This is a genomic window from uncultured Aquincola sp., assembly GCF_964001545.1.
GTDB lineage: Bacteria > Pseudomonadota > Gammaproteobacteria > Burkholderiales > Burkholderiaceae_C > Aquincola.
The window spans coordinates 1-12,959 of the sequence record NZ_CAXFDV010000273.1; the positions used below are offsets into that span (position 1 = coordinate 1).

Consider the following 12,959-nt stretch of genomic DNA (forward strand, 5'->3'; position numbering starts at 1 on the left):
AGCTGCGCGCCAGCGTGTGGGCTTCTTCGCGCTTTTGCGTGGACACGCCGACGAACACATGCGCCGTCTCGGCATCGGAGATGCGGTAGTTGAACTCGGTGACGCTGCGCGGGCCGATCAGCTCGCAAAACCGCTTGAACGAGCCGCGCGCCTCGGGGATGGTGACGGCGAACACCGCCTCGCGTTCTTCACCCACCTCGGCCCGCTCGGCCACGAAGCGCAGCCGGTCGAAGTTCATGTTGGCGCCGCAGGTGATGGCGACAAAGGTCTTGCCCTTGACCTTGTTCGTGTCCACGTACTGCTTGATCGCGGCCACGCCCATCGCGCCCGAGGGCTCGAGGATGCTGCGGGTGTCCTGGAACACGTCCTTGATGGCGGCGCACACGGCGTCGGTGTCCACCACCACGTACTCGTCCACCAGCGCGCGGGCGATGCGGAAGGTTTCTTCGCCCACCAGCTTGACGGCCGTGCCGTCGGCGAACAGGCCCACGTCGTTCAGCGCCACGCGCTTGCCGGCGCGCACCGAGCGCACCATCGCGTCGGAGTCGGTGGTCTGCACGCCGATCACGCGGATCTCGGGCCGCACCGCCTTGATGTACGCGGCCACGCCCGAGATGAGCCCGCCGCCGCCGATGGCGACGAACACCGCGTCGATCGGGCCTTCATGCTGGCGCAGGATCTCCATCGCGATGGTGCCCTGGCCGGCGATCACGTCCGGGTCGTCGAACGGGTGCACGAAGGTCAGGCCACGCTCGGCCTGCAGCTGCTTGGCATGCTCGGCCGCATCGGAGTAGCTGTCGCCGAACAGCACCACGTCGCCGCCCAGCGCCTTGACGGCGTCCACCTTCACCCGCGGCGTGGTCACCGGCATCACGATCACGGCCTTGGCGCCCAGCCGCTTGGCGCTCAGCGCCACGCCTTGGGCATGGTTGCCGGCAGAGGCGCAGATGACGCCGCGGCCCAGCTGCTCGGCCGACAGGTGGGCCATCTTGTTGTAGGCGCCGCGCAGCTTGAAGCTGAACACCGGCTGCTGGTCTTCGCGCTTGAGGAAGACCTGGTTGCCCACCCGCTTGGACAGGTTGCGGGCATGGTCGAGCGGTGACTCGATGGCCACGTCGTAGACGCGCGCCGTGAGAATCTTGCGCAGGTAGTCGGGGTGGGGGGTACTGCCGCGGGAGGATCGCTGGGGGCTGGCGCCTGCCATGGTGACGGTCGTCTTTCTTCTGATGCGGCGCCGCATCATAAAGAAAAAGGCCCGAGGCTTGCGCCTCGGGCCGAATCCACCAATGGAGGAGGTGGAGGAGACAAACGGTCGATGCGCTGAGCAGCACACCACTGGGGTTTACTCTAGCAGCTAGGTTGCTGCGCCGCAATAACGGGGCGACGAAAATCTGCCCTTGGCCGCGTCCCGGCGTCGGTTCGCGTTGCAAAATTCCCATCACGTAGACACAAAAGCACCGTCACGGTGCAACACAGCGATGGAATGCACGATCAACTGGGTGCCCGCCACGGGCATGGGCTTCGTCGCCGAGACCGGCAGCGGCCATCTGCTGAACATGGACGGCGCACCTGACGGCGGCGGCCGCAACCTGGCGCCGCGGCCGATGGAAACGCTGCTGGCCGGCGCGGGTGGCTGCACGGCCTACGACGTGGTGCTGATCCTCAAGCGTGGCCGCCACGACGTGACCGGCTGCGAGGTGAAGATGTCGGCCGAGCGCGCGCCGGTGGACCCCAAGGTGTTCACCCGCATCCAGCTTCATTTCAAGGTGAGCGGCCGCCACCTGCCCGAGGCGGCGGTGGCCCGGGCCATCGAGCTGTCGCACGAGAAGTACTGCTCGGCCACCATCATGCTGGCCAAGACGGCCGAGGTGACGACGAGCTTCGAGATCGTCAACGCCTGAGCTTGCACCGGCGCGTCGCCGCGCCCGCTGCAAGCTTCAGATGCGGTGCGCGGTGAAGGTCATCACCTTGCTGGCCGCCCGCATCAGGCCGGTCACGGCACGCGGCAGCGGCTGGGCGCCAGCTTCGTCGGCATGCTGGGCGTGGCGGGCTTCGTCGGTCTTCATCTGCGCGACGATGGCGCGTGAGCGCTCGTCCTGCGGCGGCAGCCGGTCGAGGTGGCTGTCCAGGTGCTGTTCCACCTGGCGTTCGGTTTCCGACAGGAAGCCGAGGCTCACCGCGTCGCTGGCGCGCCCGGCCACCAGGCCGATGGCGAAGGCGCCGGCGTACCACAGCGGGTTGAGCAGGCTGGGCCGGTCGCCCAGTTCTTCCAGCCGCTGCGCGGTCCAGGCCAGGTGGTCCAGCTCTTCCCTGGCGGCCTGGTTCATCGCCTCGCGCAGCGCGGGGTCGCGGGCCGTGAGCGCCTGGGCCTGGTAGAGCGCCTGGGCACACACCTCGCCCACGTGGTTGACCCGCATCAGCGCGCCGGAGAGGCGCCGCTCGTCGGGGGCCAGCTCCTGGCCGGCGGTCTCGGGCGCCGTGGGCAGCGGCCGCGCGGCCCGGGCGCCGCCGGACAGGGTGCGCAGGGCCGTATCGGCGGCATTCAGCAGGGCATCGACTTGGATCATGGTGAGGGAAAGGATACCCAAACCCCGCCGGTGCACCCTGGAGGCAGGGTTGACGCTGCGTTGCGTCAAGCCAACACAAGGGCGGTTTACGCGGTCAATTCTTTGCATCGCACCGGGTCGTCTGGTGCAATCCGCCCAGCTTCCGCAAAGGAGGTTGGCCTGCGCGGCAGTTCTGGTTCCTCGGAGTCGGGCAGAAGTCGTGAGCGGGACCTCTTGTTCAACCTAGGAGATCGATGCAATGAAAAAATCTCTGTTCGCTCTGGCCGTTCTGGGCGCCTTCTCGGGCGTGGCCGCTGCGCAGTCGTCCGTCACCCTGTTCGGTATCGTTGACGCTGCCGTCCGCTACACCGACAACAACGGCACCAAGCTGACCGAGCTGACCAACAGCGGTCTGGCTTCGAGCCGCCTCGGTTTCCGCGGCGTGGAAGACCTGGGCGGTGGCCTGAAGGCCGGCTTCTGGCTGGAATCGGCGATCAACAACGACGACGGCACCAGCAACGCTTCGCGTTTCTGGCATCGTCGTTCGACCATCAGCCTGATGGGCGACTTCGGTGAAGTGCGTCTGGGTCGTGACCTGGTCCCGACCTTCACGGGCTACGCCGACTTCGACGTGTTCGGCACCAACGGTGTCGGCGACGTGAGCAAGCTGCACACCGGTGTCGCCACCGCTGCCGCCGCTCAGCGTCCGGCTCTGGACACCCTGGTTCGTGCTGACAACATGGTCAGCTACTTCCTGCCCAGCAACCTGGGTGGCTTCTACGGTCAAGTGTCGGTCGCCGCTGGCGAAGGCACCGCTGGCAAGAAGTACATGGGTGGCCGTCTGGGCTACGCCGCTGGTCCCCTGAACGTCGGTGGCTTCTACGGCCAGACCGAGTCGACCAACGAAGACGACTTCAAGACCGGTGGCATCGCTGCCATGTACGACTTCGGCGCCTTCAAGCTGAACGGCATCGTGTCGGAAAACAAGTTCCGCTCGGCCAAGGAACGTCATTACACGTTCGGTGGCTCGGTGCCGGTCGGCGCTGGCCTGATCCGCGCTTCGTACACCAAGGTGCAAGGCAAGGGTTCGATCGACGGCAACGACGCCGACCAGTTCGCGCTGGGCTACGTCCACAACCTGTCGAAGCGCACCGCGCTGTACACCACGTACGCCATCATCAAGAACGACGGCGGCGCCTACTACACCGTGGGTGGCAAGGGCTCGGCGCTGGGCGACGATTCGTCCGGCTTCGAAGTCGGCGTCCGCCACTCGTTCTGATGCATCGCTGCCCTCGGGCAGCTTGCTTCAGCAACACGAAAGCCGCCTTCGGGCGGCTTTTTTTCGTCCGTGAGTTGCGCAGGTGACAGGGTTGATAGGGGTTTTTTCCTGTGCAAGCGCTGCAACAAGGCGAATCTTGTGATTCACGTGCTGGCAATAATGGCCCCGCTGAGTCCATAGACAGGCGAAATCCACTCGCTGCACGGAGACCCCAATGAAACTCAAGATTCTGGCTGCCGCAGCCTCCCTTTTTGCGATCACCGCCCAAGCGCAGTCCTCGGTCGAGATCTATGGCACCCTGGACATGGCGGTGGATACCACCGACCGTACCGCTGGCGTTTCCTCCGTGCTGCCCAGCCGTGTGGGCCGCCAGGAACGCCTGGCGCCCAGCATGTCGTCGATCAGCGCCCTGGGTTTCCGCGGCACCGAAGACCTGGGCGGCGGACTGAAGGCGTCCTTCGTGCTGGAAATGCAGCCCACGCCCGACACGGGCACCCTGGGCAATGACGGCCGCACCTGGGGTCGCCAGGCTTATGTGTCGCTGACCACGCCTTACGGCGAAGTGCGCCTGGGCCGCCAATACGCCCCGTTCTTCTACGCCAAGGCTTTTTCCACGACGGAACGGCTGGCCGGCACCGACCTCTTCACCGGCCTGCTGACCATCAACCAGCTGCAGGTGCGCCAGGACAACCAGGTGAGCTACTGGGCCAAGCTGGGCCAGTTCACCGCCAGCGTGGCCGTGTCGCCGAACGCCGGCGTGAGCAAGTCGGGCGTGACCGGCGCCGCCCGTGGCGTGACCGACGGCTCGCGCCAGATCCTGGGTGGCCAATCGGCCGGCGCCGAGGGCGCGGGCAAGACCTGGGGCGCGTTCGTGAACTGGGCGCAGAACCCGGTGCCGCTGGGCGAGGGCGCCAGTGTCTCGGCCGCGTATCACAAGAACCGCTTCGACGTGCCGCTGTACCTGGGCGCCACGCCGCTGGCCGTGCTGGGCGACTACACGAGCTACGTGGTGTCGGGCCGCTACATCGCCGCCGGCGGCTGGGCCGTGGCTGCGGCCTACGGCGAAGGTTCGTACGACGTGAAGTCGTCGCCCATCGCCGCGATGCGCAACGGCGTGGACATCCGCTCCTTCGCGGTGGGTGCCCGCTACCTGATCGGCAGCAACCTGCAGATCGGCGCGATGTACGGCATCCAGGAGTTCAAGAACTTCACCGAAGGCAAGGACAAGGCCCTGGTGATCGGCGCCGACTACCTGCTGAGCAAGCGCACTGCGCTGTACACCCGCCTGGGCTGGCTGAAGGACGACGAAGGCAGCTCCATCCTGGTGGGCCCGGGTGCCCGCCTGAACGGCGGTCCGGAGCCTTTCCTGGTGGCCACCGGCCTGCGTGAAGTGCCGGTGTGGAACGGCGTGGGCGTGAACCCCGGCGGCAAGTCCACCACCTTCGGTGTGGGCATCCGCCACACGTTCTGATGGTTTGACGACCTGGCGGCGCGGTCCGCCAGCCACCCTGCGATACCGGCCTTGCGCCGGTATCGTCGTTTTCAGCTACGGACTTACCCGCCTTGGCGGGCGGCACGCCTTTTGCGGATGATCCGGGCTTTTCCAGGAGGAGTACCCACGGTGGTGCATTCCAAGACATCGGCCTGGGTGCCGGTGGTGTTTGCAGTTGTTTTCGCAGCACTGCCTGCCCACGCCAAAACATTCAAGTGGGCCAGTGCCAGTGATATCCCCACCTGGGATATCCACTCGCAAAACAACGCGCTGGCCAATGGCGTGCACGCGACCGTTTACGAGTCGCTGTTCTATTACAACGCCAAGTTCGACCTGGAACCGCTGCTGGCCACCGGCTGGCAGCAGGTCAGCCCGACGCAGGTGCGCATCAAGCTGCGCAAGGGCGTGAAGTTCCATGACGGCTCGGCCTTCAATGCCGACGATGCGGTGTTCTCGATCAACCGCGCGATGGAAAAGACGTCGAACTACGGCGTCTTCACCCAGGGCATCGACAAGGTGGTGAAGGTGGACGACGAGACCATCGACATCATCACCCGCGGGCCCAACCCGGTGCTGCTGCGCCAGCTGACCGAGCTGCGCATGATGGACAAGGAGTGGGCCGAGAAGAACAAGAGCACCTCGCCCAAGGACATCAAGACCAAGGAAGAGAACTACGCCCACCGCCATGCCAACGGCACCGGCCCCTTCATGCTCAAGAGCTGGGACCCGGACGTGAAGCTGGTGCTGGAGAAGAACCCGGCCTGGTGGGGCAAGTCCAACGGCAACGTCACCGAGATCGTCTACACGCCGATCAAGGCCGAAGCCACCCGCGTGGCCGCGCTGCTGTCGGGCGAGGTGGATCTGGTGCTCGACCCGTCGCCGGCCGACCTGCCCAAGCTGCGCGCCGCCGCCAACCTCAAGGTATTGGACGGCGCCGAGAACCGCACGATGTTCCTGGGCATGGACCAGTTCCGCGACGAACTGCCCGGCTCCAACATCAAGGGCAAGAACCCGCTGAAGGACGTGCGGGTGCGCAAGGCGCTGTACCAGGCCATCGACATCCAGACCATCCACCGCGTGACCATGCGCGGCCTGAGCCAGGTCACCGGCACGCTGATCGCGCCGCAGGTCAACGGCTGGACCAGGAAGGCCGACGCCCGCTGGCCCTACAGCCCCGACGACGCGCGCAAGCTGCTGGCCGAGGCGGGTTATGCCAACGGCTTCGAGGTCGACTTCGCCTGCCCCAACAACCGCTACATCAACGACGAAGAGATCTGCCAGGCCATCACCGCCATGTGGGCGCGCATCGGCGTCAAGGCCAAGCTGCGCACGCTGCCGCTGGTGACCTACTTCCCGATGCTGCAGCGCTTTGAACCCAGCATCTACATGCTGGGCTGGGGCGTGCCCACCTTCGACGCGCTGTATTCGCTGCAGTCGCTGGTGCGCTCGGTGGGTGCGCAGGGCGATGGCAACTACAACATCGGCCGCTACAGCAATCCGCAGATGGATGCGCTGGTCGAGCGCATCAAGAAGGAAGTGGACCAGGGCAACCGCAACGCGCTGATCGAGCAGGCGCTGCTGCTGTCGCACGTGGACGTCTCGCACATCCCGCTGCACAACCAGGTCATCCCCTGGGCGATGAAGAAGAATGTGGAGGTGGCGCACCGGGCCGACAACCGGCTGGACATGCGCACCGTCCGCATCGATTGAACCTTCTCGCGGGGCCGGCCTCACAGGCCGGTCACCGCGCCCATCGCGTTTCAACCAGGCAAGCCGGCCGACTGAGCGGCGCCGGCTTCTCTTCCCAGCACATGCTTGTTTTCATCTTCCGCCGGCTGGTCCAGGCCATCGTCGTCATGCTGACGGTCGCCTTCATCGCCTTCATGCTGTTCCAGTACGTGGGCGATCCGGTCACCAACCTGCTGGGTCAGGACGCCACGCCCGAGCAGCGCCAGCAACTGCGCGCCGACCTCGGCCTGGACAAGCCTTTCCCGGTGCAGTTCGCCGCCTTCGTCGGCAATGCAGTGCAAGGTGAGTTCGGCCTCAGCCTGCGCCAGGGCCGCAAGGTCTCTTCCTTGATCGCCGAGCGCTTTCCGGCCACGCTGGAGCTGGCGCTGGCCGCGGCCGTCATCGCGCTGCTGATCGGCGTGCCCATGGGCGTGTATGCGGCGCTGCGGCGGGGCAACTTCATGGCGCAGGCCATGATGACCTTCTCGCTGCTGGGCGTGTCGCTGCCCACCTTCCTGATCGGCATCCTGCTGATCCTGGTGTTCGCGGTCACGCTCAAGGTGCTGCCCAGCTTCGGCCGCGGCGAGGTGGTGTCCCTCGGCGGCTGGACCACCGGCTTTCTCACGGTCGATGGCCTCAAGCACCTGGTGCTGCCCGCCATCACGCTGTCCATCTACCAGCTCACGCTGATCATGCGGCTGGTGCGCTCGGAGATGCTGGAGGTGCTGCGCGCCGACTACATCAAGTTCGCGCGCGCCCGCGGCCTGCACACCCGCGCGGTGTACTTCGGCCATGCGCTGAAGAACACGCTGGTGCCGGTGATCACCATCACCGGGTTGCAGCTGGGCGGCCTGATCGCCTTTGCCATCATCACCGAGACGGTGTTCCAGTGGCCCGGCATGGGCCTGCTGTTCATCCAGGCGGTGCAGTTCGCCGACATCCCGGTGATGGCGGCCTACCTGTGCCTGGTGGCACTGATCTTCGTGCTCATCAACCTGCTGGTCGACCTGCTCTATTTCGCGGTCGACCCCCGCCTGCGCATCGATGGCAGCACTGCCGGCCATTGATCGCTGTTCGTCCCTTGTCCCTGCGTTAGCCGTGGAAGCCCTCACCATGAAGTTCAAGCCCACCCTTCTTGCCACCGCGCTCGCCCTGGCCTGCGGCCTGGCCCAGGCCGTCACGCTGCGCGTGGCCGACGTCGGCGACGTGCAGTCGATGGACCCGCACTCGCTGAACGAAACGCTGCAGCTCAGCTTCACCCAGAACATCTACGACCCGCTGGTCAGCCGCGGCAAGGACATGTCGCTCAAGCCGGGCCTGGCCACCAAGTGGACCCAGACCTCGCCCACCGTGTGGCGCTTCGACCTGCGCAAGGGCGTCACCTTCCACGACGGCACGCCGTTCACGGCCGACGACGTGGTGTTCTCCTTCAAGCGCGGCGCCTCCGAAGGCTCCGACATGAAGGGCTACACCAACCCCATCAAGGAAGTGCGCAAGGTCAACGACTTCGCGGTCGACATCGAGACCAGCGCGCCGCTGCCCATCCTGCCCGACACCCTCACCAGCCTGTTCATCATGAGCAAGAAGTGGTGTGAGGAGAACAAGGCCGAGCGCCCGGTGGACCGCCGCAAGGGCATCGAGAACTACGCCAGCTTCAAGGCCAACGGCACCGGCCCCTACCGCCTGAAGGAGCGCCAGCCTTCCACCCGCACGGTGATCGTGCGCAACAACAACTACTTCGAGAAGTTCGAGGGCAACGTCGACGAGGTGGTGTTCACCCCCATCGGCAACGACGCCACCCGCGTGGCCGCGATGCTGTCGGGCGAGGTGGACGTGATGGAGCCGGTGCCGCTGCAGGACGTGGAGCGCCTGAAGGCCGGTGGCTTCACCGTGCTGCAAGGCCCGGAGCTGCGCACCATCTTCCTTGGCATGGACCAGAAGCGCGACGAGCTGCTGTTTTCCAACGTCAAGGGCAAGAACCCCTTCAAGGACGTGCGGGTGCGCAAGGCGTTCTACCAGGCCATCGACATCGACGCGATCAAGTCGCGCGTGATGCGCAATGCCTCGTCGCCCACCGCGCTGATGGTGGGCCCGGGCATCCGCGGCTTCCAGGCCGACATGAACAAGCGGCTGCCCTACGACGTGGAAGCCGCCAAGAAGCTGATGGCCGAGGCCGGCTACCCCAACGGCTTCGAGGTGGGCATGAACTGCCCGAACGACCGCTACGTGAACGACGGCCCGATCTGCCAGGCCGTGGCCGCCAGCCTGGCGCGCATCGGCGTCAAGGTGAACCTGCAGACCGAGACCAAGAACACCTACTTCCCGAAGATCCTGCGCCGCGACACCAGCTTCTACCTGCTGGGCTGGACGCCCAGCACCACCGATGCGCATGACGCCATCTCGGCGCTGATGGCCACGCCCACCGACAAGGGCCAGGGCCAGTTCAACCTGGGCAGTTACAGCAACCCGAAGTTCGACGAACTGGCCGCGAAGATCGCCTCCGAGATCGACGATGCCAAGCGCAACGCCTACATCCGCGAGGCGTTCAAGATCCACGCCGACGACGTGGGCCACATTCCGCTGCACCAGCAGGCGCTGGCCTGGGCGATGCGCAGCAACGTGAGCCTGGTGCAGCTGCCCGACAACCGCATGTTCTTTAAGTGGGTCACGGTCAAAGCCAAATGAGCACCGCTTCTGCAGCCGCCCCTTCCTGGTGGCGCCGCGCGCTGGACAGCGACGTCTGGTACAGCTTCCGCAGCTCGCCCATGGCCATCGCCGCGGCCCTGATCGCGGCGGTGTGCCTGTTCTGCGCGCTGTTCGCCGACGTGGTGGCGCCGCACAACCCGTTCGACCTGGCATCGCTGGAGTTGTCGGATGCGCGGCTGCCGCCGGCCTGGCAGGAGGGCGGCAGCAGCAAGTACCTGTTCGGCACCGATGACCAGGGCCGCGACATCCTGTCGGCGCTGATGTACGGCGCACGCATCTCGCTGCTGGTGGGCATCGCCTCGGTGCTGCTGTCGGTGGTGCTGGGGGTGGGCCTGGGCCTGCTGTCCGGCTTCGTCGGCGGCAAGACCGATGCCTTCATCATGCGGGTGTGCGACGTGATGCTGTCGTTCCCGTCCATCCTGATCGCGCTGCTGATCGACGGCGTGGGCCGCGCCATGTTCCCCAATGCGCACGACACGCTGGCCTTCGCGGTGCTGATTCTGGCCATCGCGATACCGGGCTGGGTGCCTTATGCGCGCACGGTGCGCGGCTCCACCATGGTGGAGCGCAGCAAGGAGTACGTGCAGGCGGCGCGGGTCATCGGCGTCAGCTCGGGCCGCATCATGTGGAAGCATGTGCTGCCCAATGTGCTGGGCCCGGTGCTGGTGCTGGCCACCATCCAGGTGGCGCTGGCCATCCTCACCGAATCGACGCTGTCCTTCCTGGGCGTGGGCGTGCCGCCGACGCAGCCCTCGCTGGGCACGCTGATCCGCGTGGGCAACGACTTCCTGTTCTCCGGCGAATGGTGGATCACCATCTTCCCCGGCGCGATGCTGGTGCTGATCGCGCTGTCGGTGAACCTGCTGGGCGACTGGCTGCGCGACGCGCTCAACCCGCGCCTGCGTTGATTGTTTTCACTCATGACGGCACCCTTGCTTGAAGTACGCCACCTGCGGGTGGAGTTCCCCACCCGGCGCGGCAACCTGCTGGCGCTGGACGACATCTCGTTCGAGATCCGCCCCGGCGAAATCCTGGGCGTGGTCGGCGAATCCGGCGCCGGCAAGTCGCTCACCGGCGCGGCCATCATCGGCCTGCTTGAGCCGCCCGGCCGCATCGCCGGCGGCGAGATCCTGCTGGACGGCCAACGCATCGACAACCTGCCGTACGAGCAGATGCGCGCCATCCGCGGCCGGCAGATCGGCGCGATCTTTCAAGACCCGCTGACCTCGCTGAACCCGCTGTACACCATCGGCCGCCAGCTGGTGGAAACCATCCGCACCCACCTGCCGCTGAGTGAGTCGCAGGCGCGTGAGCGCGCCATCCAGCTGCTGCGCGACACCGGCATTCCGGCGGCCGAAGCGCGCATCGACCAGTACCCGCACCAGTTCTCGGGCGGCATGCGGCAGCGGGTGGTGATTGCGCTGGCGCTGGCGGCCGAGCCCAAGCTCATCGTGGCCGACGAGCCCACCACCGCGCTGGACGTGTCCATCCAGGCGCAGATCATTTCGCTGCTCAAGCGCATCTGCAAGGAGCGCGGTGCCGCGGTGATGCTGGTCACGCACGACATGGGTGTGATCGCCGAGACCTGCGACCGCGTGGCCGTGATGTACGCCGGCCGCGTGGCCGAGATCGGGCCGGTGCACGAGGTGATCCACCGCCCGGCCCACCCCTACACCTATGGCCTGATGGGCTCCATTCCCGCGATGGATGAAGAGCGCGAACGCCTGCTGCAGATCGACGGTTCCATGCCCCGCCTGAATGCCATTCCCACCGGCTGCGCCTTCAACCCGCGCTGCCCGCGGGTGTTCGACCGCTGCCGGCAAGAGCGCCCCGGCCTGATGGACGCCGGCGCCACGCGGGCCGCCTGCTGGCTGGTGCAGGGAGCGGCAGCATGAGCCTCGTAGAGGTCAACGACCTGGCCAAGATCTTCGACGTCTCGGCGCCCTGGCTCAACCGCGTGGTCGAGCGCAAGCCCCGGCAGTTCGTGCATGCGGTCGATGGCGTGAGCTTCAGCATCGAGCGCGGCAAGACGCTGGCGCTGGTGGGCGAATCGGGTTGCGGCAAGAGCACCGTGGCGCGGCTGCTGGTGGGCCTGTACGGGCCCACGCGCGGCTCGGTGCAGTTCGACGGGCAGGACACGCGCACGGTGTTCGCGTCGCCCGGCGCGCGGGCGCTGCGTCGGCGCATGCAGATGATCTTCCAGGACCCCTATGCCAGCCTGAACCCGCGCTGGAAGATCCTGGACATCGTCGGCGAGCCGCTGCGCGAACACGACCTGGTGACCGACAAGGACACACTGCGCCAGCGCGTGGGCGAGCTGCTGCAGCAGGTGGGCCTGAGCGCGGCCGACGTCGAGAAGTTTCCGCACCAGTTCTCGGGCGGGCAGCGGCAGCGCATCTCGATCGCGCGGGCGCTGGCCACCCAGCCCGAGTTCCTGGTGTGCGACGAACCCACCTCGGCGCTGGACGTGTCGGTGCAGGCGCAGGTGCTCAACATCATGAAGGACCTGCAGCGCCAGCAGGGCCTGACCTACCTGTTCATCTCGCACAACCTGGCGGTGGTGCGGCACGTGGCCGATCAGGTGGGGGTGATGTACCTGGGCCGGCTGGTGGAGCTGGCCGACAAGGCCCAGCTGTTCAGCCAGCCGCGGCACCCCTACACCCGCATGCTGCTGGACGCGATTCCGGACATCCACATGACCGGCCGCGCCCGCACGCCGGTGCAGGGCGAGGTGCCCAACCCGCTGAACCCGCCCACGGGCTGCGCCTTCCACCCGCGCTGCCCGCATGCCAACGCCCGCTGCAAGAGCGAGCGGCCGGCGCTGAACCACTTCCAGGGCATCCGCGTGGCGTGCCATGCGGTGGAAGAGGGCCGGATCTAGATCCAGCGACCCGCCTTGGGGCGGCCCGGCTGCGGGTCTGTCAGCCCTGTCATCTGTGGGACCGTCGGCCTATCGCTGACGGCCACCTCCCTGCCTGAAGGCGTGAAGCGAAGCCCGTGTTCCCGGGCGCTCGACAGCAGCAACCCTGGCACCCACGCTGCAGAGCCCTCTCGGGGCTGATTGGCCGTGCCGTGCCACTTGGGTTGCTGCCAGCGCAACCATCCTGTTCGAAATCATCGTTTGTCCGTCTTCCCGGCTGTCGAGAAACTGCGTCTCGTCGATGCCGGGCTGGTCCGCTGCGGCGGTGACAGCAACTTCAACACATCC

Annotated in this window: 11 protein-coding genes; 9 read left to right on the plus strand and 2 right to left on the minus strand. The window is 66.7% G+C overall.

Features of this window, described 5'->3' with window-relative positions:
- Positions 1-1,204, minus strand: a 1,204-nt coding sequence (gene ilvA, locus ABNT58_RS09500; RefSeq protein WP_348753245.1) for a threonine ammonia-lyase, biosynthetic, incomplete at its 3' end; no start/stop codon positions are given.
- A 274-nt stretch (positions 1,205-1,478) separates the two neighbouring features.
- Between ilvA and ABNT58_RS09505 the strand changes: the two genes are divergently transcribed.
- Complete coding sequence (locus tag ABNT58_RS09505) at positions 1,479-1,901, plus strand: OsmC family protein (protein ID WP_348753246.1); 423 nt, start codon at positions 1,479-1,481, stop codon at positions 1,899-1,901.
- A gap of 36 nt (positions 1,902-1,937) precedes the next feature.
- Here the strand turns inward: ABNT58_RS09505 and coq7 are convergent, their stop codons facing one another.
- Entirely contained in the window at positions 1,938-2,567 is a 630-nt protein-coding gene (coq7, locus tag ABNT58_RS09510; protein ID WP_348753247.1) for a 2-polyprenyl-3-methyl-6-methoxy-1,4-benzoquinone monooxygenase, read from the minus strand.
- Between the two features lie 238 nt (positions 2,568-2,805).
- Here coq7 and ABNT58_RS09515 point away from each other — a divergent pair, with 238 nt between their 5' ends.
- The 8 genes from ABNT58_RS09515 (at position 2,806) to ABNT58_RS09550 (ending at position 12,632) form a co-directional block, all read left to right on the plus strand.
- Positions 2,806-3,825 (plus strand): porin, encoded by a 1,020-nt coding sequence (locus tag ABNT58_RS09515; protein WP_348753248.1) that lies wholly within the window; start codon positions 2,806-2,808, stop codon positions 3,823-3,825.
- 214 nt (positions 3,826-4,039) lie between these two features.
- The gene (locus ABNT58_RS09520) at positions 4,040-5,296 is read left to right on the plus strand and encodes a porin (protein WP_348753249.1); all 1,257 of its coding nucleotides are present in this window, start codon (positions 4,040-4,042) and stop codon (positions 5,294-5,296) included.
- A gap of 117 nt (positions 5,297-5,413) precedes the next feature.
- Positions 5,414-7,027: an ABC transporter substrate-binding protein gene (locus ABNT58_RS09525; protein ID WP_348753250.1), complete on the plus strand. Its 1,614-nt coding sequence runs from the start codon at positions 5,414-5,416 to the stop codon at positions 7,025-7,027.
- Positions 7,028-7,128: 101 nt separating this feature from the next.
- On the plus strand, positions 7,129-8,112 hold the full coding sequence (locus ABNT58_RS09530; RefSeq protein WP_348753251.1) for an ABC transporter permease: 984 nt from the start codon (positions 7,129-7,131) through the stop codon (positions 8,110-8,112).
- A gap of 46 nt (positions 8,113-8,158) precedes the next feature.
- Positions 8,159-9,730: an ABC transporter substrate-binding protein gene (locus ABNT58_RS09535; RefSeq protein ID WP_348753252.1), complete on the plus strand. Its 1,572-nt coding sequence runs from the start codon at positions 8,159-8,161 to the stop codon at positions 9,728-9,730.
- Complete coding sequence (locus tag ABNT58_RS09540) at positions 9,727-10,659, plus strand: ABC transporter permease (protein ID WP_348753253.1); 933 nt, start codon at positions 9,727-9,729, stop codon at positions 10,657-10,659. The genes ABNT58_RS09535 and ABNT58_RS09540 overlap by 4 nt, the downstream gene beginning before the upstream one ends.
- A 12-nt stretch (positions 10,660-10,671) precedes the next feature.
- Positions 10,672-11,646: an ABC transporter ATP-binding protein gene (locus tag ABNT58_RS09545; protein WP_348753254.1), complete on the plus strand. Its 975-nt coding sequence runs from the start codon at positions 10,672-10,674 to the stop codon at positions 11,644-11,646.
- Positions 11,643-12,632, plus strand: coding sequence for an oligopeptide/dipeptide ABC transporter ATP-binding protein (locus tag ABNT58_RS09550; RefSeq protein ID WP_348753255.1), 990 nt, complete (start codon positions 11,643-11,645; stop codon positions 12,630-12,632). The genes ABNT58_RS09545 and ABNT58_RS09550 overlap by 4 nt, the downstream gene beginning before the upstream one ends.
- Positions 12,633-12,959 lie beyond the last annotated feature (327 nt).